18 protein-coding genes are annotated in these 22,483 nt (G+C 71.4%); 2 read left to right on the top strand and 16 right to left on the bottom strand.

Going from position 1 to position 22,483, the window contains the following annotated elements:
* Positions 1-5: 5 nt before the first annotated feature.
* From fmt to ABT061_RS30585, 6 genes are all read right to left on the bottom strand, one after another.
* Entirely contained in the window at positions 6-935 is a 930-nt protein-coding gene (gene fmt / locus ABT061_RS30610) for a methionyl-tRNA formyltransferase (protein WP_350924456.1), read from the bottom strand.
* A 5-nt stretch (positions 936-940) separates the two neighbouring features.
* The gene (gene def / locus ABT061_RS30605) at positions 941-1,489 is read right to left on the bottom strand and encodes a peptide deformylase (RefSeq protein ID WP_350924454.1); all 549 of its coding nucleotides are present in this window, start codon (positions 1,487-1,489) and stop codon (positions 941-943) included.
* Positions 1,490-1,566: 77 nt separating this feature from the next.
* Complete coding sequence (locus ABT061_RS30600) at positions 1,567-2,943, bottom strand: hypothetical protein (RefSeq protein WP_350924452.1); 1,377 nt, start codon at positions 2,941-2,943, stop codon at positions 1,567-1,569.
* A gap of 40 nt (positions 2,944-2,983) precedes the next feature.
* A complete protein-coding gene (locus ABT061_RS30595) occupies positions 2,984-4,660 on the bottom strand; it encodes a hypothetical protein (protein WP_350924450.1) in 1,677 nt (558 codons plus the stop codon).
* Between the two features lie 49 nt (positions 4,661-4,709).
* The gene (locus tag ABT061_RS30590) at positions 4,710-6,977 is read right to left on the bottom strand and encodes a primosomal protein N' (RefSeq protein ID WP_350924448.1); all 2,268 of its coding nucleotides are present in this window, start codon (positions 6,975-6,977) and stop codon (positions 4,710-4,712) included.
* A 237-nt stretch (positions 6,978-7,214) separates the two neighbouring features.
* Positions 7,215-8,669, bottom strand: coding sequence for an amidohydrolase (locus ABT061_RS30585; protein WP_350924446.1), 1,455 nt, complete (start codon positions 8,667-8,669; stop codon positions 7,215-7,217).
* A 133-nt stretch (positions 8,670-8,802) separates the two neighbouring features.
* Between ABT061_RS30585 and ABT061_RS30580 the strand changes: the two genes are divergently transcribed.
* Both ABT061_RS30580 and ABT061_RS30575 read left to right on the top strand, forming a co-directional pair.
* On the top strand, positions 8,803-10,152 hold the full coding sequence (locus ABT061_RS30580; protein ID WP_350924444.1) for a M14 family zinc carboxypeptidase: 1,350 nt from the start codon (positions 8,803-8,805) through the stop codon (positions 10,150-10,152).
* Positions 10,153-11,039: 887 nt separating this feature from the next.
* Positions 11,040-11,243 carry a hypothetical protein gene (locus tag ABT061_RS30575; RefSeq protein WP_350924442.1) on the top strand — a complete coding sequence of 68 codons (204 nt, stop codon included), beginning with the start codon at positions 11,040-11,042 and terminating at the stop codon, positions 11,241-11,243.
* Between the two features lie 545 nt (positions 11,244-11,788).
* On the opposite strand, the gene metK is transcribed toward ABT061_RS30575, so the two are convergent.
* The 10 genes from metK to carB form a co-directional block, all read right to left on the bottom strand.
* On the bottom strand, positions 11,789-12,976 hold the full coding sequence (gene metK, locus ABT061_RS30570; protein ID WP_350924440.1) for a methionine adenosyltransferase: 1,188 nt from the start codon (positions 12,974-12,976) through the stop codon (positions 11,789-11,791).
* 377 nt (positions 12,977-13,353) lie between these two features.
* Positions 13,354-13,722 (bottom strand): hypothetical protein, encoded by a 369-nt coding sequence (locus ABT061_RS30565; RefSeq protein ID WP_350924438.1) that lies wholly within the window; start codon positions 13,720-13,722, stop codon positions 13,354-13,356.
* A 78-nt stretch (positions 13,723-13,800) separates the two neighbouring features.
* Positions 13,801-15,024, bottom strand: coding sequence for a bifunctional phosphopantothenoylcysteine decarboxylase/phosphopantothenate--cysteine ligase CoaBC (gene coaBC, locus ABT061_RS30560; RefSeq protein ID WP_350924436.1), 1,224 nt, complete (start codon positions 15,022-15,024; stop codon positions 13,801-13,803).
* 9 nt (positions 15,025-15,033) lie between these two features.
* On the bottom strand, positions 15,034-15,297 hold the full coding sequence (gene rpoZ, locus ABT061_RS30555) for a DNA-directed RNA polymerase subunit omega (protein WP_030909981.1): 264 nt from the start codon (positions 15,295-15,297) through the stop codon (positions 15,034-15,036).
* A gap of 12 nt (positions 15,298-15,309) precedes the next feature.
* Complete coding sequence (gmk, locus tag ABT061_RS30550) at positions 15,310-15,882, bottom strand: guanylate kinase (protein ID WP_051752025.1); 573 nt, start codon at positions 15,880-15,882, stop codon at positions 15,310-15,312.
* A gap of 193 nt (positions 15,883-16,075) precedes the next feature.
* Positions 16,076-16,399 (bottom strand): integration host factor, actinobacterial type, encoded by a 324-nt coding sequence (gene mihF / locus ABT061_RS30545; RefSeq protein ID WP_030909986.1) that lies wholly within the window; start codon positions 16,397-16,399, stop codon positions 16,076-16,078.
* A gap of 185 nt (positions 16,400-16,584) precedes the next feature.
* Positions 16,585-17,298 (bottom strand): orotidine-5'-phosphate decarboxylase, encoded by a 714-nt coding sequence (gene pyrF, locus ABT061_RS30540; RefSeq protein ID WP_350924433.1) that lies wholly within the window; start codon positions 17,296-17,298, stop codon positions 16,585-16,587.
* A complete protein-coding gene (locus ABT061_RS30535) occupies positions 17,295-18,269 on the bottom strand; it encodes a dihydroorotate dehydrogenase (RefSeq protein ID WP_030909991.1) in 975 nt (324 codons plus the stop codon). The genes pyrF and ABT061_RS30535 overlap by 4 nt, the downstream gene beginning before the upstream one ends.
* Positions 18,259-19,110 carry a dihydroorotate dehydrogenase electron transfer subunit gene (locus ABT061_RS30530; RefSeq protein ID WP_350924430.1) on the bottom strand — a complete coding sequence of 284 codons (852 nt, stop codon included), beginning with the start codon at positions 19,108-19,110 and terminating at the stop codon, positions 18,259-18,261. The genes ABT061_RS30535 and ABT061_RS30530 overlap by 11 nt, the downstream gene beginning before the upstream one ends.
* A gap of 50 nt (positions 19,111-19,160) precedes the next feature.
* Positions 19,161-22,457 carry a carbamoyl-phosphate synthase large subunit gene (gene carB, locus ABT061_RS30525; protein ID WP_350924428.1) on the bottom strand — a complete coding sequence of 1,099 codons (3,297 nt, stop codon included), beginning with the start codon at positions 22,455-22,457 and terminating at the stop codon, positions 19,161-19,163.
* Between the last annotated feature and the right edge of the window lie 26 nt (positions 22,458-22,483).

The raw sequence follows: 22,483 nt of genomic DNA, 5'->3' as shown, positions 1-22,483 counted from the left end.
GATCTCTAGGCCAGCCGATCCTCGTCCGTGGGCCGCACACCGCGGGCCCACTCCCCCGCCCTCATCAGGCGCTTGCCCTGCGGCTGCACCTCGCCCAGCTCGACCGGGTAGGTGGCGGTGCCGACCAGGACGGTGTTCTTGGACGCCGCGATCTGGCCGGGGGCCAGGCCCGAGGCGTCGGGAACCGGTCGCAGGGGGCCGAGCTTGACCCGCTGGCCGCGGAACTCGGTCCACGCCCCCGGGGCGGGGGTGCAGGCACGGACCAGCCGGTCGACGCGCATGGCGGGTGCGGACCAGTCGACCCTGGCGTCGTCGACGCTGATCTTCGGGGCGAGGCTGATCCCCTCCGCGGGCTGCGGCACCGCCTCCAGCTTGCCGTCCTCGATCCCGTCGAGGGTGGCCGTCAGCAGCCCGGCGCCGGACTCGGCGAGCCGGGCGAGCAGCTCCCCGCTGGTGTCCGCGGGGCGGATCTCCTCGGTGACCACGCCGTAGACCGGGCCCGCGTCCAGCTCCCTGACGATCCGGAAGGTGGCCGCGCCGGTGATCGCGTCACCGTGCAGCACGGCGTGCTGCACCGGCGCCGCGCCGCGCCAGGCCGGCAGCAGCGAGAAGTGGAGGTTGACCCAGCCGTGCCGGGGAATGTCCAGGGCGGCCTGGGGCAGGAGCGCACCGTAGGCGACCACCGGGCAGCAGTCGGGGGCGAGCTCGGTGAGCCGGTCGAGGAAGGCCGGGTCGCCCGCCTTCTGCGGCCTGAGCACCTCGATGCCCGCCTCCTCGGCGAGCTCGGCCACAGGGCTCGGATGGACCCTGCGGCCCCTGCCCGACTGGGCGTCCGGCCGGGTGACGACGGCGACGACGTCATGGCGGGGCGAGTCGATCAGAGCCCGCAGCGCGGGCAGGGCTGTGTCCGGGGTTCCGGCGAAGACCAGGCGCAAGGTTCCTACAGAGCCTTCCCGTGGGTGGCGTGCGGGGAGAACTTGAACGCGGGGGCCGCCAGACCGTTCCAGTCGGCCTCGCGGATCGCCTTCATCGCGAGTTTGCGCTGTTTGGCGTCCATCCGGTCGATGAACAGCACGCCGTCGAGGTGGTCGGTCTCGTGCTGGAAGCAACGGGCCATCAGGTCGGTGCCCTCAAGCGTCACCGGCTCGCCGTGCATGTTGAAACCGGTCGCCACGGCCCGCAGCGCCCTGGGCGTGGGGAACGAGAGGCCGGGGAAGGACAGGCAGCCCTCCTCGCCCTCCTCGTCCGCCTCGTCCGACAGGTCGAGGTTGGGGTTGATCAGGTGCCCGAGCTGATCGTCCACGTAGTAGGTGAAGACCCGGAGCCCGACCCCGATCTGGGGTGCCGCCAGCCCGGCCCCCGGTGCGTCCATCATCGTGTCGGTGAGGTCCTTGACGAGCTTGCGCAGCTCCTTGTCGAAGTCCTTGACCGGATCGGCCGGAGTGCGCAACACCGGGTCGCCGAAAAGGCGGATCGGTTGAATGGCCAACAGGGGTCTCCTCACGCTTCAGGGGATCGCCCCAGTCTAAGGGCGCCGGCCGCCTCCCCCGGGCCTTCCCACGCACCTCAGCGGGAGCGGGCCTTCATGGCGGCCTTGCGGGCCGACTTGGCCACCGCGGCGGTGCCGTGCCTGGAGCCGAGCAGGTCGAGGACGGCGAACGTGTCGGGGTGCTCCACCAGGGCCATCTCCTCGACCACGCGTACCAGGTCCTCTCCGGGTTCGAGCGCGTCGAACTCGCAGATCGCCTCGGAGGCCTCGCCCCGCTCCAGCAGCGAGGCGAGCGAGTCGACCGCGAGCCAGGTGTTGTCCGCGGGGGTGAGCGCGGGCGCGGGCAGATCGCGGATGTGCAGCCAGGAGGCGGCGTAGCGCCACATGGCGGGCTCGGAGAGCGCCTCCCTGAGCGGAGCCTCGGCCTCGGGGCCGAGCTCCTCCAGGATCGCGCCCGCGACACCGCGCCGGCCTGCCGTGCCCGAGGCCGCGACCTTGACCAGCTCGCGCGCGGCGGCCTCGGGGTGGCGGGACTCCAGCCACACGGTGACGGCGCTGGGCGCGGCGGAACCCTTCACGATCGCCTCGACCAGCTCGGGCGCGCCGAGGTCGGCGAAGACGGCGACCTCGGCGCCCGTCGGCGCGTCGTGGCCCTCCCTGATGAGGTCCTGGCGGACGGCCCACATGCCGAGCGGGGTCAGCCGGGGCCTGCCCGCCCGCGAGGTCTCGACCAGCCCGCAGTAGCCCAGGAGCGACAGGGCCGACTCCAGCTGGGCGGGCAGCGTGCCGGTCAGCGTCCTCATCTCGGCGGGACCGGCCCCGCAGGCCACCCGGTGCGACTGCAGGATGCCCTTGACCAGGGTCGCGGTGGACAGTCCTTCGCGCACGGCGTACAGCGTGGCGAGCATCTCGGCCAGGTGATCGTCGATCACGGGAGACCCGGTCAGGTCGTCGTCCGCACGGTCGAGGACGTCCATGACCACGCCGTCCCAGAACCCCAGCACGGCCCGGTGCGGCAGGTCGGCGGAGAGCTCCAGCGGGCCGGGGTCCACCCGGCCGCGGGAGATGCGCAGCATGCCGGTGTTGACCGCGACCACCCAGAGCAGGTGCAGCCGCGCCGGGCCCGGCAGGCCGAGCTCCGCGCACGGCGCGAACGGGTCGGGCAGCAGTCCCTCGGGGGTCACCGCGCGGGTGCCGGTCCAGGCGGCCAGCCGCTGGGCGTCGAGCACCAGCGGCACCAGCGGCACGGACGCGGCCAGCTCGGCGTCCGGGGCGAGGTCGACCGGCGGGAAGCTCAGCGCGTCGCCGCGCGGGGGGCAGTCACGGCCCGCGGCCGTGACCGACTCCTCCAGAACGGCTGTTCGCAGCTCGCGGGGTGCCGCTCCCAGCTCGTCCACAAGCCTGCGCAGCTCGCCGATGTCGAAGACGTTCCCACTGTTCCCGCTCTTTGCCACCCGTGAAACTTACTGCACTCGCGCCTCACGCATACACGGCTCAGCCGATGGCGCGGGAACGTGCCTTGAAAGCCGCCTTGCGGGCCGCCTTGGCCGCGTTGTGGTCCCTCAGGGAGCGTCCGAGCAGCTCAAGAACCTCGACGACCTCGGGGTGGTCGACCCGCCACATCTCCTCGATCACGCTCTGCGGCGGCCCGGAGGCGGACATGTTCTCGGCGAACGTCTCCGGATCCTCCTCGGCGGAGGGCATGGCCAGGACGAGCATGTCCACGCTCATCCAGAGCACCTCCTCCGAGGTGAGCGCGGGGGCCGCCAGACCGCGCGCGGTCAGCCAGTGGATGGCGTGCGGGCGCAGCTCCGGCTCCTCCAGGAAGGCCCGTACCGCCTCCTCCGCGTCGGCGCCGAGGCGGTCGACGATCGTCACCGCGATGCCCCTGGCGACCGAGGGCGCCCCCGAGACGGAGCCGAGCAGCTCGGTGACCGCCTGCGCCGGGCTCCTGTGCCGCAGCCAGCCCTCGATGTCGGCCTCGGCCATCTCGGCGGGCATCCCCGACAGCAGCCCCTCGATGAGCTCGGGTGCGTCGGCGAGGGCCAGATCGGCCGCCTGGGGCGCCTCGATGCCCAGGTCGGTGTAGAGCCTGTGCAGCCCCCACAGGGCCAGCGGGGTGAGCTCCAGGAGTTCGTCGCCCGGCTCGGCCATCCCGCAGTAGGCGAGCCGCCGCGCGACCTCGGGGACGTCGATCTCCCCCTCCTCCACCAGGCCGATCTCGTCCAGGTACTCCCTGACCAGCGGGATCGGCACGGGTGCCTGGAGCCGGTAGAGCATGTCGCACAGGCCGTAGAGCTCCTCGTCCAGGGAGACCTCACCCGTCACGGCACCGCCGGTCTCCTTCTCGACGACGAACTCGACGGTCGCGGCCCAGATGTCGAGCGGGTCGAAGTCCTCGCCGTCGAAGATGGCGGTGCCCTCGACGGTGACCAGGCCGGTGTGGACCGCGAGTTCCCAGAGCAGACCGGGGTCGGTCACCGAGAGCTGGGCGATCGCCTCGGTGGCGTCACGGACCCTGAGCCTGCCCTTGACGGTGGGGGTGCGCCCTCCCGCGAGCATCCACTGGACCAGCCTGCGCGCGTCGGTCAGCAGCGGCACCCGCAGGGCGCTCTGGGCGAGCGTCTCGCGGGGCGCCAGGCGCACCGGGGGAAGCGGCGAGCAGCCGGGGCAGTCGCAGTGCTCGACGGCGGGCTCCTCCTGCACCGCCGAGACGGAAAGGATCGCGTTCCCAGTGTTCTCAGTGCTCCCGGCGGCCCGCTCCAGCGAGTCGGCGCCCATCGCGCTGAAGAGGCTCTTGGCCATGCCGAACCTGGAGGTGTCGGCGAGGGCGATGGGCATCTCGGGCTCGATCCGGTCGAGGACGCTCCTCATCCGGACGGCCATCTTGCCGCCGATCTCCTCGGTCGAGAGCAGGAAGTCGACCAGGGTGCGGGCGGCGGCGACGGTCTCGGGGGCACTCTCCGGCGGGGCGATGACCTTGCGTGGATAGATGTTGAGCAGCAGCTCCTCGAAGGCGACAGGAGTGAAATCACCCAGCTCGTTCACGTCCAGATAGTCACTCGCGTAGTCGCAGAGCAGCCGCACCTCGTCCACGTCAACGTCCAGGCCACGCGCACGCCCCCACGCGCGCAGGTCGTCTACGGCCCGATTCACCCATTCGATCGACACAGGGGAAAATTAACGGCTTACTGCCAGCACCGCGAATCGGGGAAACAACTCAAATCACATCTAGGGGGTCAATGCATACCTTGACCACCTCCGCGGCCTTGCGTGCGGAGCGCACTCCCACGGCCCCTTTCAGGGCCGCGGCCAGCGTGGAGCCGGAGCCTCGCGCGATCCGCACCATGGCACGTTCCCGCACTTGATCCCCCCTGGGCGAGGCCACCGGGACCGGGCCGAGCACCTGTGCCTCGGGGGGCAGCGCCATCTCACCGAGCATTTCCCTGACCCCCGCCGGAGATCCGGTGAGCGTCGCCATTTTCACCGCCGGGGGGAAACCGAGTTCTGTCCTGTCGGCCAGTTCTCTCTCGGCATGTGTCACCGGATCCCAGCGCAGCAACGCCTGCACGACGGGCAACGAGGAATCGGCCAGCACGACCAGCTCGGCGGCTGGCCGCAGCAGCGCCGCCGCGTTCATCCACCGGCGCAGCGTCTCCTCGGCGGCGCGCAGGTCCGGTCTGCCGAGCAGCGCCCAGCCGTCCAGCAGCACCGCCGCCGCGTATCCGCCCTCGGGCACCGGCTCGGCTCCCGGGGTGGCCACCACCAGTGCCCGGGCCGCGCCGACCGTGGCCAGCACCCCGTCCCTGCCCGACGTCTTGACCCGTACGGAGGGGAAGGCCCGCCCCAGTTCCTCGGCGGTGCGGCGGGCACCGACCACCTGGGCCCGCACCCGTGCCCCGCCGCAGGAGGGGCAGCGCCACTCGCCGGCGATCCGGCCGCACCAGCGGCAGTACGGGGCCACGTGGCCACCACGTAGCGCGAAGGGTCCGCCGCAGTGCCCGCAGCGGGCCGGCGCCCGGCAGCCCTGGCAGGCCAGCGCGGGCAGGTAGCCCCGCCGGGGGACCTGCACCAGCACCGGGCCGCTCTCCAACCCCGTGCGCAGGATCCGCCAGGCGAGGCTGGGCAGCCGGGCGGCCCTGGCCGCCTCGTCCCTGGCCAGCTCAGAGTCCTCTCCCGCCGGACGGACCCTCGGCGCCCTGGCCCTGACCGCCTGGCGGGCCGCGACGATGGGCCCCGCCCAGCCCGTGGCGATGAGCTGGGTGGCCTCCGCCGTGCGGGCGTACCCGCCGATGAGCAGGCCCGCGCGGGCCCGGTGGGCACGCAGTGCGAGGACCTCCCTGGCGTGCGGGTAGGGGGCGAGCCGCTCGGAGTGCAGGTCGTCACCGTCGTCCCAGATCACCGCCAGCCCGAGGTCGGCGACCGGGGCGAACGCCGCCCCCCTGGTGCCGACGGCGACCCGGACCTGGCCCCTGGACAGGCGCAGCCACCGCCGGTAGCGCTCCGCGGGCCCGAGGTCCGCCGTCAGCGCCACATGCGCACCGGGCCCCAGGACGGCGCTCAGCGCCGCGTCGGCCAGGGCCACGTCCTTGCCGTCGGGAAGCACCACGAGGGCCCCCCTGCCACCGTGCAGGGTCTCCCGTACGGCAACCGCGACCGCCCGCGGCCACCCGGGCCCGTCCTGGTCGGTGCCCGGCAGGGCGGTCCACACGGCTCGGGGGGAGCCCCCCTTCGCCAGCGCCGCCAGGAACGCCTTCCCCTCCCGGTAGTCCGCCCACGGCCCCGGCCCCGCGTCCGGCCCGCTCTCCACTCCCCATCCCGGCTCCGGATCCGTCCGCTGCCCCTGTCCCGGCCCCTCGGCCGGTCCGCTCTCCACTCCCCGGCCCGGCTCGGATTCCGGCTCCCCCCGGGTCTCATCCGCGACGCCGATCATCTTCACCGGCGGGACCGTACCCGCCGCGGGAACGGCCTCGGCCTCGACCCTGGCGTGGCGGGGCGGGACGGCCAGGCGCAGCACGTCGGCCATGGTCCCGGCGTAGTGGTCGGCCACCACCCTGGCCAGCGCGGCGATCTCCGGGGTGAGCACGGGCTCGGCGGAGACGACCCGCTCCAGGCGGGTCAGCTTGCCCTGGTGCTCGGTGGTCTCCACCCGTTCCAGCAGGAACCCGTCGACGAGCTTGCCCGCGAACCTGATCCGGACCCGGCACCCCGGCACCGCGGCGGTGTCCAGGGGGGCGGGGACGAGGTAGTCGAACAACCGGTCGAGGTGCGGCAGCGGGGTGTCGACGACCACCCGCGCGACCGGCAGCTCCGCGGCCGGCTCCGGCACCCCTCTGACCTGCTCGGCCACCCCTCGCGCCCGAGCCACCCCCGCCGCTCGGACGGCCCCCGCCCGCGCCCTGGCGGCCCTGCCGGGCACGGGCCGCTCGCGTACGGCGTCGAGCGGCAGGAGGGCGTCATCGTCCGGCGAGGGGTTGGCGTGGGTCACCCGCCTGTCCTACCAGAAGCCGGCCCCCGTCCAGACGGTCGGCCCGTCGGCGGTATGGCACCGGGTGCGAGAAGCACCGGACATGGAACGGCATACCGGACGGACCACCACCGAACCCGACCGGCTGGATCGGCCGGCTGGATCGGCCGGCGAGTCCAGGCGGGCGAACCGGGCAGAACGGGTGGCACGGTGGTGGACCCGGCCGGGCGGACCGCCACCGCACCCCGTTCCGCCGGGTCAGATGGCGCGGCGGTGGGTCCAGCGGCCACCGAGCAGGGTGCCGAGGATCGGCATATGACGGAGACCGTCCCCGTCCAGCCCCGCCGGATCGTACTCGGTGATCATCAAGTCCGCGGGGTCGCCCGGGCGCACCCCGGCGCGGCCCCGGCCGGCCGCCGCCAGCGCCACCGGCAGCGAGATCGCCTGTTCCGGGTGCCACGGCGGCCGCTCGTCGTCGGTCCTGGCCACGGCGGAGGCGATCCCGTCCCACGGGTCGAGCGGCGCCACCGGAGCGTCGGAGCCCAGCTCCAGGGTCGCCCCCGCGGCCAGCAGGTCGGCGTAGGCGAAGGCCCGCCCGGTCCGCCCCCGCCAGTGCAGATCGGCCACCTCCCGGTCGTCGGGCGCGTGGGCGGGCTGCACACCCGCCACCAGACCGGGCCTCGCGAACCTCCCGAAGTCCTCCGGGCGGACCAGTTGCGCGTGCTCGATCCTCCCCGGGCAGCCGACCCGCTCGAAGGCGTCCAGCGCGATGCCCACCGCCAGGTCGCCGATGGCGTGCACCGCCGGGGCGATCCCATGCCCGGCGGCCAGCTCCATGACCCCGTACAGCTCCTCCGGCGGTGTCTCCAGCAGCCCGCGCGCGTCGCCACCGGGATACGGGTCCGCACAGTAGGCGGTCCTGGTGTTCAGCGAACCGTCCACGAACGTCTTCACCGGCCCGACCTCCAGCAGGCCCCCCGAGCCCGCGACCGGTTCCCCGGTGCGCAACCCGCGATCGATCGCCTCTTCGAGCCGGTTCACCGGGATCGAGCAGCTGACCCGGACGTCGACCGCCCCCCGCGAGATCCGCCGGGTCCAGTCGGTGACGTTGTCGGCGAACTCGAAGTCCAGCACGCCGACGACACCCCTGGCCGCGGCGGCGGTGGCGGCCTCGGCCACCCAGCGGTCCAGCTCGTCCTCGGGGGGCGGAGGCATCTGGGCCATCGCGTCGTAGCAGTCGCGCTCGCGCAGCACCCCCGTCGGATGCCCGCCCCTGCCGATCACCGCCAGCGCGGCCGGGCTGAACCAGGCGGTGTGCAGATCATTGCTCACCAGCACGATCGGGCAGCCCGGCGCCGCCGCCTCCAGCAACGACTTGTCCGGCGTGTCCGGCCACAGGCCGTCGCGGAAGCCGTAGCCGACCGTGAACCCGGACGTACCCGCCTGCGGGGCGACGAGGTCGACCGCCTCCCGCGCCGACCGTGCCGAGGTCAGATCGATCCTGCGCCGGGCCTGTGCCCACTGCACGGAGTGCACGTGCGCGTCCCACAGCCCCGGCAGCAGGGTGGCGCCCCCGACGTCCACCGACTCGTCGCAGGCAGGAGGCTCCGGGGCCACCTCCGCGACCCGGCCGTCAACGATCAGGACATGGCGCAGCGGCCCACCGAGACCGATCCGCGCGTTACGCAGCAGCAGGCGAGCAGAAGAGGACATGAGGAGACTCTAGGCGGACGGCCGACGCCCCCTCCCCTCGGCTGCCGGGGCAACGGGTCCCCCGCCCGACAAACCCGACCGATCACTCATTCCGGACTCCCGGGACCGGGGCGCGCTCGGCAGACTGTCGGGGGTGACAGACCCCCTGCTGAACGACGAACTCGACTCCGTTCCCGACCATGACCGGTTCGCCACCGTGGACGAGATCACGGCCGCCCTCACCCGGCTGGCCGCCGACCATCCCGGCGTCGCCTCGCTGAGGCGGGTGGGCAGCTCCGCCCTGGGTGAGCCGATCCTCTGCCTCAGCGTCGGTGACGGGCCGCGTCACGCGCTGGTCGGCGCCATGCCGCACCCCAACGAGCCCATCGGCGGGCTCACCGTGATCCATCTCGCCACCCGGCTGTGCGAGAGCGCCGCGCTGCGCGAGGCCACCGGTCACACCTGGCACATCGTAGGCTGCCTCGACCCGGACGGGACCAGGCTCAACGAGGGGTGGTTCGCCGGGCCGTTCACCAAAGCGCACTACGGCAGGCACTTCTACCGTCCTGCGGGTGACGAGCAGGTCGAGTGGACCTTCCCCTTCGCCTACAAGCGCGCCTACTTCGACCGGGTGATGCCCGAGACACTGGCGCTGATGCGGCTGATCGACGACACCCGCCCGGCGTTCATGACCACCCTGCACAACAGCGAGATGGGCGGGGCGTTCTTCTACCTCAACCGCCCGGTGCCCGAACTGCAGGCCCTGCTCAAGTCCCTGCCGGGCCGGTACGGCGTGCCGCTGCACGCGGGCGAGCCCGAGCACCCCTCGGTACGGACCCTGGAGGAGTCGGTCTTCCTCGCCCCGCGGATGGAGGACACCTACGACTACATCGAGGCGCTCGGCGAGGATCCGGCGGCGCAGCTCACCGGCGGGTCCAGCGACTCCTACGCCGCCCGGTACGGCACGCTCTGCCTGACCGCCGAACTGCCCTACTGGAGGGATCTCACCGCCGACGACCGTTCCCCCGCCGGGGTCGGATACGCCGATCTGATCCGGACCCACGCGGCGGACCTGCGCGAGACGTTCGCCGTCCTCGACGAGACGCTCGGCGCCGTCTCCGGCGACCTGGCGACCCGCTCCCCGTTCGTCCGGGCCAGCAGGTTCTTCGTTCCGTTCATCGAGGGGATGGCCACCACCGCCGAGCACCACGCGCGGGCGCCGGAGAGCGACCGGCCGGCCACCGTCGCCGAGCGGCAGTCCTGCCGCGACACCGCGCACAGCGTCCGGCTCAGGTTCGGGGGCATGCTGCTGCGCGCACTGGAGGGCGAACTCGCCGTCGGCAACGGCACCCCGACCATCCGGGCGCGGGCCCGCACGCTGTCGGACACCTACGCCAAATGGTGCGCCGAGGCCGAGGCGGGCACCCCCGACGAGACGATTCCGATCCGCCACCTGGTCGCCATCCAGTACGGCGGCATCCTCGCCGGAGCCGCCCACGCCTGAGGCTCCCAGCCGATCGATCCGGATGCCTAAGGTAAAACTAGGGATTGCCTTCGGTAGGAGGCTTTCGATACGAGGCCGACGCCGCCTGCGGCGTCGGAGAACGGGTCGTCTCCGGATGAACACCAAGGAATTGATCCGGAGTCGATGGAGCAATTCATCGCGTCGTCGGAGCAGGCACGGAAAGTGATCGGTAAGGAGACCGCGAGAATTCTGAACGCGCTTTCCTCGGCGGCGCCGACCGGCCCGCGGCGCTGCGGATCCGCGAGATCGAAGGCCGGCCGGAAGAGGATGTGGTTACTGTTTTGACGCGCTAATCCTTCTTCACCAACTCGTCTCTCGGCGCTTCCAAATCGACGGATGAAATCTTGTGTCCCCGTCTCCCCAGGCCACCGGCCGGCATATTGAGTATTTTTATCGAATCATCTACATCGGACCTTTTGGCGCCGGCGGCGGCATATGTTCTCCTCACCTTCTCCCCATCACGGGGGATGTCCTTCCCGCCCTTGTCCGTTGCTCTGACATCTTTCACAGCAAGCAAATTCATCAACCAAGGGCCGGACCACTGTTCTGCTGACGATTTTTCCCTGACCAGGGGACCAGGAGAGCGCGCATGACCGCTACCCACGACGGTGTGGCCCCGGAGCCGATCGACGCGATGGTACGGCTCCGCCCCGGCGGCCTGACCTGGCGACGGACCTTCCCCGGCCGTCCCGCCCAGGTTCCCGAGGCTCGGCGCTTCGTCAGGTTCCTGCCGGCGGACTCGTCCTTTCAGCGGGACGCGAAGCAGATCGTCGCCGAACTCGCCGCCAACGCCGTCCGCCACACCGCCGGCGGGCGGCCACGGCACGTTCGTCGTCGAGGTCGTCCGCAGGCCCGAGGCCGGCCGGGTGACGGTCTACGACTCCGGCCAGGGCTCCGTCCCCGCCATCGTCCACCCCGCCCTCCTCGGCGAGGGCGGCCGGGGACTCCCCCTGGTCACCGCCCTGGCCTCCCAGGTCGGCTGCCGAGGCAGCCAATCCCACGGCCACGCCGTCTGGGCCCAGCTCACCGTCGAAAAAGCCTCGGCCCCCCTCCGAACGCTCATGACGTAGACGGCCAGGATGGTCAGCGGCCCTCGGCCCAGAGATCGCCGAGTACAGGGCCAATTCCCCTGGTGGCAGCAAGTGCACGCTCACGATCGGCTTCGGTCACCGGGGGAGCCGGAGAACGCTCGGCGAGCACGCCGAGCCGGTGCGCACGTGCGCGAAGCTCCGCCCGGGCGTCTCGCGCCTCATCGGACAGACCACGAGCGAGGATCTCCACGGCGGTGGCGTTGACGGAACGACCGGTGCGACTGGCCTTTCGGACTATGCGCCGATGCAGATCATCGTCGATTCGGAGAAGGAGTTTCCTCATGCCTTGAGGATAGTGAGCAGAGCCGCAAAGTGATCTCACTTGCCACCGTCCCCGAGCGCGTGACAGAAGGGACCGGGCCGGGGGTAGGACATACGGAGCTGTGACTCACGGAATTCTGACGAGATCGGCGCACACCCTGAGATCATCCCCCAGTGCACAGGGCAACCGGGCACCGGCGGGTCCGGACATGCGACGGCCCCCGTGAATGAGTTCTCACGGGGGCCGTCTTGAAGCGTGCGGGTCAGAGACCGGCGGCGGCGCGCAGGGAGTCGGCGCGGTCGGTGGACTCCCAGGAGAAGCCCTCGCGACCGAAGTGACCGTAGGCGGAGGTGCCCGAGTAGATCGGGCGGAGCAGGTCGAGGTCGCGGATGATCGCGGCCGGGCGCAGGTCGAAGACCTTGACCACGGCTTCCTGGATCTTGCTGATCTCGACCTTCTCGGTGCCGAAGGTCTCGACGAACACGCCGACCGGGTGCGCCTTGCCGATGGCGTAGGCGACCTGGACCTCGGCGCGGTCGGCCAGACCGGCGGCCACGATGTTCTTCGCGACCCAGCGCATGGCGTAGGCGGCCGAGCGGTCGACCTTGGACGGGTCCTTGCCGGAGAAGGCGCCGCCACCGTGGCGGGACATGCCGCCGTAGGTGTCAACGATGATCTTGCGACCGGTCAGGCCGGCGTCGCCCATCGGGCCGCCGATCTCGAAGCGGCCGGTCGGGTTGACCAGGAGGCGGTAGCCCTCGGTCTCGATCTCCAGGCCGGCCAGGACCGGGTCGACCACGTGCTCCTTGATGTCGGGAGCGAGCATCTCCTTGAGGTCGATCTCGGCCGCGTGCTGGGTGGAGACGACCACGGTGTCGAGCCGGACCGGCTTGTCGCCGTCGTACTCGACGGTGACCTGGGTCTTGCCGTCGGGGCGCAGGTAGGGCACCGTGCCGTCCTTGCGGACCTGCGACAGGCGCTCGGCCAGGCGGTGCGCCAGCTGGATCGGCAGCGGCATCAGCTCGGGGGTCTCACGGCAGGCGTAGCCGAACATCAGGCCCTGGTCACCGGCGCCCTGGCGGTCGAGCTCGTCGCCCGCCTCGCCCTCGCGGTTCTCGTAGGCGTCGTCGACGCCCTGGGCGATGTCGGGCGACTGCGCACCGATGGACACCGACACGCCACAGGAGGCGCCGTCGAAGCCCTTGTGCGAGGCGTCGTAACCGATCTCGAGGATCTTCTCCCGGATGAGACCGGGAATGTCGACGTAGGTCTCCGTCGTCACCTCTCCGGCGACGTGGACCTGACCGGTGGTGATCAGCGTCTCGACCGCGACGCGGCTCTTGGGGTCACCCTTGAGCATGGCGTCGAGAATCGCGTCACTGATCTGGTCGGCGATCTTGTCCGGGTGGCCCTCTGTGACCGACTCGGAGGTGAACAGGCGACGGGACAAGTCAGTGGCTCCTCATGCAGCGGCTGCTGGCGTCTGGGGCTCTGGCATCGGCAGGACACCAGTAGCGCTCCGGCGAATTCTAGCCCCACCTGATGCGGGGCCGCGAAACCGTCTCAGATCGTGTCACCCTAAATGTTCAGATCATGTACTGGAAGGGCTGCGGGTTCACCGGAATCCATCGCGGGGAAACCCACCCGCCATGACGTGAGGCGGGGCACGTTCCGGAAGCCGCCCAGACAAGGGTCCAGGGCTCACGAAATCCCCGGCTCACCTCACCTGCCCGGGACTCGAGGCCCCGGCTCCCGGGCTCACCCACATCTCGCGGGCGGGATGCGCAGCCCCGCCCCACCCGGATCCCCAGGGGCTCACAGTCCGGTTCACAGATCGGGCAGCGGGTCGGGCGGCAACGTCTCCGGGGCGAAGACCTCGGCGTCGGCGGCGGAGATCACCGCGGCGTACTCCTCCTCGATCTCGAACACCATGCCACCGAGCTCGATGGCCGCGCCCGCGGAGAACTCCAGCGGGCCGAGCCGGGTGCGCCGGGTGTGGGTGGCGTACACCGAGGTCGGCGCGTCGCGGTCGAAGAACTTGGTGGAGAGCAGGTAGATGGCGCGGTCAGTGATCACGATGAGGAAGGTCGCCATGCCCGGGGTGCCCACCGACAGAGCCGGCAGGACGTAGTGGATCTCCTCCCCCGGAGGAAGCAGCGCTCGGCATCGTGCCCTGACCGCGGCGGCGACAGGCATGATCCAAACCCCTCCCGGCTGCGATGTGGCAGGGCTCTGGGAGGCAGTATCCGCCGGGAGTCGGGCTACGGCAAGTGGTCAGGCCAGGCGTGCGGCGACGAGGTCCCAGAGCACGTCGGCAAGGGCCTCCTTGGGACCGCGCGGGATGTCGACCTGCTCCCCGTCCGCGAGGAGGACCACCGCCGCGTTGTCGGGGGTGCCGAAGGCGAGATCGTCGCCGACCTGGTTGACGACGAGCAGATCACAGCCCTTGCGGGTGAGCTTGGCCCGCCCGTTGGCGAGGACGTCGTCGGTCTCGGCCGCGAATCCCGCGATCACCTGAGGGTACGGCTTGAGCCCCGCACGGCGCCGTTCCCCCAGCTCCGCAAGAATGTCTGGATTTTTCACCAGATGAATGGCGTCAGGCTCGTCGGCGGTCTTCTTGATCTTCGACTCGCTCCGCGCCGAGGGCCGGAAGTCGGCGACGGCGGCGGCCATGACCACGGCGTCGGCGCCCTCCACCGCCTCCAGCACGGCGTCGCGCAACTCCAGGGCCGAGGTGACCCGGACCACCTTGACCCCCGCGGGGTCGGGCAGGGCGACGTTGGCGGCCACCAGGGTGACCTCCGCCCCTCGGGCGACGGCCGTGCGGGCCAGGGCGTAACCCTGCAGCCCCGAGGAACGGTTGCCGATGAAACGGACCGGGTCGATGGCCTCGCGGGTGCCGCCCGCGGAGATCACCAGGCGACGGCCCGCCAGGTCCGCGGGGCGCCCGGAGAGGACGCCGCGGCAGACCTCGAAGATCTCCTTCGGGTCCGGCAGGCGGCCGGGGCCGGTGTCGGCCCCGGTCAGGCGGCCCACCGCGGGATCGACGACGATCGAGCCGCGCTCGCGGAGCGTGGCCACGTTCGCGCGGGTCGCGGGGTGCTCCCACATCTCGGTGTGCATCGCGGGGGCGAACACCACCGGGCAGCGCGCGGTGAGCAGGGTGTTGGTCAGCAGGTCGCCGGCCAGCCCGTGGGCGGCCTTGGCGAGCACGTCGGCGGTGGCCGGCGCGACGACCACCAGGTCGGCGTCCTGCCCGATGCGGACGTGCGGCACCTCGTGCACCGACTCCCAGACGTCGGTCGTGACCGGGTTGCCGGACAGCGCGGCCCAGGTCGGCTCACCGACGAAGCGGAGCGCCTCCCTGGTCGGGACCACGCGCACCTCGTGGCCGGACTCGGTGAACAGGCGCAGCAGCTCGCACGCCTTGTAGGCGGCGATGCCCGCGCTCACACCGAGGACGACCCTCGGCTTGCGGGGAACCACGGAGGTCGGCATCGAGGTGGGTCAGCCCTCGATCGGCTCGGAGGTGAGCAGGCCCTCGCTGACCTCGCGCAGCGCGATGGAGAGCGGCTTCTCCTGCGCGTGGGTCTCGACGAGCGGGCCGACGTACTCGAGCAGGCCCTCGCCGAGCTGGGAGTAGTAGGCGTTGATCTGACGCGCCCGCTTGGAGCCGAAGATCACGAGACTGTACTTGCTGTCGACGATGTCGAGCAGGGCGTCGATCGACGGGTTGGTGATGCCTTCGGAGTAGGCGGCGCTGGTTGCCACGTGTGATTTCCCCTAGCTAGGTGAACGTCCGAGGCGTGAACCCTCGGGAGCATCAGCCAACAAGGCTATCAGCCGATGACATACATCCTGGACTGACGTGTTGACGAGCGTCAGGTCGAACTCCCGCTCGGCCGCCATCTCGATCCGGCCGGCCGCCAGGCGGCGGGCGATGACGTCCTCGGGCTCGGTGCCCCGGCCGCGCAGGCGCTTCTCCAGCTCCTCCCAGGTCGGGGGGGCCAGGAAGACCAGCAGGGCCTCGGGCATGGTCGCCCGGACCTGCCTGGCGCCCTGGAGGTCGATCTCCAGCAGCGTGGGCACCCCGGCGGCGAGTTTCTCGAGCACCGGGCCGCGCGGCGTTCCGTACCGGTTCCCGGCGAACTCGGCCCACTCGAGCAGCTCGCCGGAGGCGGCGAGGCGGTCGAACTCCTCGTCGTCGGCGAAGAAGTACTCGACCCCGTGGGTCTCCCCGGGACGGGGTTTCCTGGTGGTCACCGAGACCGACAGCCACACCTCCGGGTGTGCCCGCCGAAGCTCGGCGACGACCGTGGACTTGCCGACGCCGGACGGCCCGGACAGGACCGTCAGACGCCTACCGGCCGGGAGTCCGGCGAGGGCTCGCGCCCCCTTCGGACCTCCGGCCGAGGATGTGGAGCGACCGGCTCCGCCCTCGGCGGTTGCCTCCGGAGCCCGGCTCTTGCCGGACCGCGACGTTCCGGTCACTCCAAACCCCCCGTGATGCTGTCCCCATATGGGGTGAACGTGGTCGTTTGAACCGAGATTAGCTCTCGGCCCCGCCGAACTCACGCTCGAGCGAAGCTCGCTGGTTCGTACCCAGGCCCCGCACGCGGCGGGACTCGGCGATGCCAAGCCGCTCCATGAGCTGCTTGGCGCGAACCTTACCCACGCCGGGGAGCGACTCAAGAAGGGCCGAAACCTTCATCTTGCCGATGACGTCGTCGGCCTGCCCGTCTTTGAGCACCTCAGCCAGAGAGACCGCACCGTGCTTCAGGCGGTTCTTCACCTCGGCACGCTCTCGGCGGGCCTTGGCAGCCTTCTCTAGGGCTGCGGCGCGCTGCTCAGGGGTTAGGGGAGGAAGAGCCACGCCGGGTCACCTCGAATTTCCTGTCGATGTACTCGGACGGGAAGGGAAACTAGCTGGTCATGGCGCTTCAAGCAACGTCAAGACCACTTTATCCCCCTAGAAAATCTACTTCGTGACTTTCCGTGCTCGCGACATCGCTCTGTGTGGACAAAACTACGCTCAACGCCGAGTTTTCCGGGGTTGTGTCATGCGCCGTGTCCGGCGGCCGCGGAGGTGCGCCGGAGGGCCGCGGCGATGCCCGCGGCCGTCGCGCCGGGGTCGGCGGAGCCGGTGATCGGGCGGCCGATCACGAGAAGGTCCGCCCCGTCGGCGAAAGCCTGCTCGGGGGTCGCTACTCTTGCCTGGTCCTGACTCTCGGCGCCGGCGGGGCGGACGCCGGGGGTGATGAGCGTGATGTCGGGCCCGACCTCGGCACGCACCGCGGCCACCTCGCGCGGCGAGCAGACGAGGGCCTGGGCGCCCGCGGCGACGGCCATGGCCGACAGGCGGCGCACGGCGTCCTCGGACGGGCCCCTGACGCCCATCTGCTCCAGATCGGCCTCCGAGAGCGACGTGAGCAACGTCACCGCCGCGATCTGGGTGTTGGGCATGGCCTCCACCGCCGCCCGGATCATCGCCGGGCCGCCGGTGGCATGGACCGTCAGGATGGCGGGCTTGAGCCTGGCCACGGCCCTGGCGGCGCCCGCGACGGTGTTGGGGATGTCGTGGAGTTTAAGGTCGAGAAAGACCCGCACCCCGCTCGCCCCCCGGACCGAGGCGATCACGTCGGGGCCGTAGCGGAGGTAGAGTTCCAGCCCGACCTTGACCGTGGTGACGTGTGGAGTGACCAGGCTGGCCCAGTGAGCCGCGGTCTCGAGGTCTGGCGCGTCCAGGGCGACGGCGATGGGTGCGGGCGTCACAGGGAACTCTCCTCAAGGTCTATCCGGTGCCGGGTGGACGCCCCCGGCGGGCGGTGTGCCAGCCCGACCGCGTCGGCCAGCCGGTGGAACCCCCGGGCCGCCAGGATCTCCTCAAGCTCGCGGAGGATGCGCAGGCAGGCGTAGGGGTCGTGGAACAGTGCGGTCCCCACGGCGACGACGCAGGCTCCGGCGAGGATGAACTCGAAGGCGTCCCTGCCGGTCAGCACGCCGCCCATGCCGATGATGGGCACGCTGGGCAGGGCCGCGTGGACCTGCCATACGCAGCGTACGGCCAGTGGCCTGACCGCGGGGCCCGACAGGCCGCCGGTGACCGCCGCGAGCACGGGCCGCATGGCCTCGGTGTCGATGCTCATGCCGAGCGGATTGTTGATCATCGACAGGGCGTCGGCGCCGCCGTCCACGCACGCGCGGGCCACGCTCACGATGTCCATGACGTCCGGGGAGAGCTTGGCCACCACCGGCACGTCGTAGCGCATCACCGAGCGCACCGAGGCGATCACCTCGGCGGAGGCCGCGCCGTCGCGGGCGAAGACCCTGCCCCGGTCCTCGATGTTGGGGCACGACAGGTTGACCTCCACGGCGGTGACGCCGGGCGCGTCGGTGAGCCTGCGGGCCAGCGCGGTGTACTCGGCCACGGTGCCGCCGCCGATGGACACCACGGTCCGCACGCCCCGCTGGGCCAGCCAGGGCAGCTCACGCTCCAGGAAGGCGTCCACGCCCGGCCCCTGGAGCCCGACGGCGTTGAGCATGCCCGAGGGCGTCTCGGCCATCCTGGGGGTCGGACGGCCCGCCCTGGGAGCCATCGTGATCGACCGGGTGGTCAGCGCGCCGATCCGGGCGAGGTCGAAGAACTGGGCGAGTTCGGAGCCGGACGCCGCGCACCCGGCGGCCGTGGTGACGGGGTTGACCAGTTCCACGTGCCCCAGGTACGTCCGCATGTCAACCGGCATTCCGTATTCCTCCACCGGGCGCTCCCAGCGCGTCGAACGGGATCGTCCCGACGTCGTCGAAGCGGACGCGCTCCCCCCTGAAGACCGGTCCCTCGACGCACGAGCGCACCATCCGGGTCACCCCGTCGTCCCCGATGACCGGCAGCACGCACGTCATGCACACGCCGATCCCGCACGCCATCCGCTCCTCGACCGCCACCTGGACGGGGATGTCGAACTCGACGGCCACCGTGGTGACGCCGTGCAGCATCGGCATCGGACCGCAGGCGTAGACCGCGTCGGCCCGTACGTCGGCGATCACGCCGGGCAGCACGTCGGTCACCCGGCCGCGCATGCCCAGGGAGCCGTCCTCGGTGGTCAGCGTGGTCGTCTCCCCCATCCTCCTGGCCCGCAGGGCGCCGAACACCCGGTCGGCCGAGGCCGCGCCGAGCACGAAGTCGACGCGGCAACCACGCCGCTGGAGGGCGTCGGCCACGGTGAACAGCGTCGCCGAGCCGTGCTCGGCGCCGACCAGGACGCAGGTCACCGGGTCTCTGGGCAGCGGGAACGGGCGGCCGAGCGGGCCCACCAGGTCGAGGGTGTCGCGGGCGCGCCGGTCGGCCAGCCAGGCCGTGCCCGGCCCGCTCACCGAGAAGACGAACTCGACGGTACCGCCGTAGTCGGGCTTGACGTCGTGGACGAAGAAGGCACGGCGCGTCAGCATCGACGTCTGCGCCCCGCCCACGGCCACCCCGACGAAGTGGCCGGGCCGGAAACGCTCGGCGATGCCGGGCGCCACCACGGTGAGCGCATGGTAGGCGTCGACGCGGCGCGTCGTCAGCACCGTGCCTGTCACCTGCACCGGAGTAACAGGCGTCTTCCTCACCTCCGCTGGGGCGCCGGCCTCACTCCTCAACCGCTCCGCAACCGCTTCGCGTGCTCCTGAAGGGACCGTACGCCGATGTCACCGCGGACGATCGCCTGGATGCCCTGTACCGCCGCGGCCAGGCCCTGAACCGTGGTGATGCAGGGGATGGCGCGCAGCACGGCGGCGGTGCGGATCTCGTAGCCGTCCAGGCGGGGTCCCGACTGGCCGGGGCTGCCGAAGGGGGTGTTGACGATGAGATCCACCTCCCCGTCCAGGATGCGCCGGACGATGGTCTGCTCACCCGCGGGACCGGCTCCCTCGCTGTGCTTGCGCACGATCTTGGCACGGACACCGTTGCGGCGCAGGACTTCGGCGGTGCCCTCGGTGGCGAGGATCTCGAAGCCGAGGTCGGCGAGGGCCTTGACCGGGAAGATCATGGCGCGTTTGTCACGGTTGGCGACCGAGACGAACGCCCGCCCCTTGGTGGGCAGCGAGCCGTACGCGGCGGCCTGCGACTTGGCGTAGGCGGTGCCGAAGAACTCGTCGATGCCCATGACCTCGCCGGTGGAGCGCATCTCGGGGCTGAGCACGATGTCCACGCCGCGGAACCGGTTGAAGGGCAGCACGGCCTCCTTGACCGCGATGGGCGCGTCCAGCGGCATGGTGCCGCCGTCACCGCTCTCCGGCAGCAGGCCCTCGGCGCGCAGTTCGGCCACCGTGGCGCCCATCATCACCCGGGCCGCCGCCTTGGCCAGCGGCACCGCCGTGGCCTTGGAGACGAACGGGATGGTACGGCTGGCGCGGGGGTTGGCCTCCAGCACGTACAGGATGTTGGCCGACATGGCGTACTGCACGTTGAGCAGGCCGCGCACGCCCACACCTCTGGCGATGGCCTCGGTGGCGGTGCGGATGCGCTTGATGTCGTAGCTTCCCAGCGTCATCGGCGGCAGCGAGCACGCCGAGTCGCCGGAGTGGATGCCGGCCTCCTCGATGTGCTCCATCACGCCGCCGAGGTAGAGCTCCTCGCCGTCGAAGAGCGCGTCGACGTCGATCTCCACGGCCTCGTCGAGGAACTTGTCCACCAGCACCGGGTGGTCGCTGGCCGCGCCCGCCTTGGCCATGTAGGCGATCAGCGTCTCGTCGTCGTAGACGATGGCCATGCCCGCGCCGCCCAGCACGTAGGAGGGGCGCACCAGCACCGGGTAGCCGATCTCCGCGGCGATGGCCAGCGCCTCGTCGGAGGTCACCGCCACGCCGTGCTTGGGGGCGGGCAGGCCCGCCTCGGCGAGGACCCGGCCGAACGCGCCGCGCTCCTCGGCGAGGTGGATCGACTCGGGCGAGGTGCCGACGATCGGGACACCGGCGTCCTTGAGCGCCTGGGCCAGGCCGAGCGGGGTCTGGCCGCCGAGCTGGACGATGACGCCCGCGACGGGGCCGGTCTGCTGCTCGGCGTGGACGACCTCCAGGACGTCCTCCAGGGTGAGCGGCTCGAAGTAGAGGCGGTCGGAGGTGTCGTAGTCGGTGGAGACCGTCTCGGGGTTGCAGTTGACCATGACGGTCTCGTAGCCGGCCGCCGACAGCTCGAAGGAGGCGTGCACACACGCGTAGTCGAACTCGATGCCCTGGCCGATCCTGTTGGGCCCCGAACCGAGGATGAGGACCTTGGGGCGCTCCCCGTAGGGGACCTCGCTCTCCTCGTCGTAGGTGGAGTACAGGTAGGGGGTCTGGGCGGCGAACTCGGCGGCGCAGGTGTCGACGGTGTTGTAGACCGGGCGGACGCCGAGCGCGTGGCGCAGGTCGCGCACCCGCGACTCGGTCATGCCGCGCAGCTCGGCGATCTGCGCGTCGCTGAAGCCGTACCGCTTGACCCTGGTCAGCACCTCGGCGGTCAGCTGCGGCACCTCGCGCAGCTCGGCGGCCATCTCGTCGATCGCGATCAGCTGGTCGACGAACCACGGATCGACACGGGTGGCCTCGAACAGCTCCTCGGCGCCTGCCCCGGCGCGGATGGCCTGCTGCATGGTGAACAGGCGCCCGTCGTGCGGGATACGGCAGGCGGCCAGGAGCTCGTCCCTGTCGCCCGGATCGCCCGCCCAGGTGAAGGAGGCGCCCTTCTTCTCCAGCGAGCGCAGTGCCTTCTGCAGGGCCTCGGGGAAGGACCGGCCGATCGCCATGGCCTCGCCGACCGACTTCATGTGAGTGGTCAGGGTCGCGTCGGCCCCGGAGAACTTCTCGAACGCGAACCGGGGCACCTTGACCACGATGTAGTCCAGCGAGGGCTCGAACGACGCCGGGGTCTCCCTCGTGATGTCGTTGGGGATCTCGTCCAGCGTGTAGCCGATGGCGAGCTTCGCGGCGATCTTCGCGATCGGGAAGCCGGTGGCCTTGGAAGCGAGCGCCGAGGAGCGCGAGACGCGCGGGTTCATCTCGATGACGACCATGCGGCCGGTGCGCGGCTCGACGGCGAACTGGATGTTGCAGCCGCCGGTGTCGACACCGACCTCGCGGATGACCGCGATGGCCACGTCGCGCATGTTCTGGTACTCGCGGTCGGTCAGGGTCAGCGCGGGGGCCACGGTGACACTGTCACCGGTGTGCACGCCCATCGGATCGATGTTCTCGATCGAGCAGACGATCACCACGTTGTCCGCCCGGTCGCGCATGACCTCCAGCTCGTACTCCTTCCAGCCGAGGATGGACTCCTCAAGGAGCACCTCGGTGGTCGGCGAGGCGTCGAGGCCCGCCCCGGCGATGCGGCGCAGCCCCTCCTCGTCGTGCGCGAAACCGGAGCCGACCCCGCCCATGGTGAAGGAGGGCCGCACCACCAGCGGGTAGCCCAGCTCCCTGGCGGCGGCCAGGCACTCGTCCATGGTGTGGCAGACGGACGAGCGGGCCGACTCGGCGTTGAGGCCGTGCTCCTCGGCGACCTTGGCCACGATGCCCTTGAACAGCTCGCGGTTCTCGCCCGCCTGGATGGCGTCGACGTCGGCGCCGATCAGCTCGACCTCGTAGCGCTCCAGGACGCCGGCCTCGTACAGGGAGATCGCGGTGTTCAGCGCGGTCTGCCCGCCCAGGGTGGGCAGCAGCGCGTCGGGGCGCTCCTTGGCGATGATCTTCTCGACGATCTCGGGGGTGATGGGCTCGACGTAGGTGGCGTCGGCGAACTCGGGGTCGGTCATGATGGTCGCCGGGTTGCTGTTGACGAGGATCACGCGGAAGCCCTCGGCGCGCAGCACGCGGCAGGCCTGGGTACCCGAGTAGTCGAACTCGCATGCCTGGCCGATCACGATCGGTCCTGAGCCGATCACCATGATCGACTGGATGTCCGTGCGCTTAGGCACCCTTGCTTCCCTCCGTACCCATGGTC

The sequence above is a fragment of the Streptosporangium sp. NPDC002544 genome (genome assembly GCF_040295965.1).
Classification (GTDB): domain Bacteria; phylum Actinomycetota; class Actinomycetes; order Streptosporangiales; family Streptosporangiaceae; genus Streptosporangium.
The sequence above is the reverse complement of the archived record's forward strand: the minus strand, read 5'-3'. Positions and strand labels throughout refer to the sequence as shown.

Bases quoted from the DNA above. Each gene is read 5' to 3' on its own strand.
- ABT061_RS30585 (WP_350924446.1), bottom strand. From the start codon at position 8,669: ATGTCCTCTTCTGCTCGCCTGCTGCTGCGTAACGCGCGGATCGGTCTC.
- ABT061_RS30565 (WP_350924438.1), bottom strand. From the start codon at position 13,722: ATGCCTGTCGCCGCCGCGGTCAGGGCACGATGCCGAGCGCTGCTTCCT.
- coaBC (WP_350924436.1), bottom strand. From the start codon at position 15,024: ATGCCGACCTCCGTGGTTCCCCGCAAGCCGAGGGTCGTCCTCGGTGTG.
- ABT061_RS30535 (WP_030909991.1), bottom strand. From the start codon at position 18,269: ATGCCGGTTGACATGCGGACGTACCTGGGGCACGTGGAACTGGTCAAC.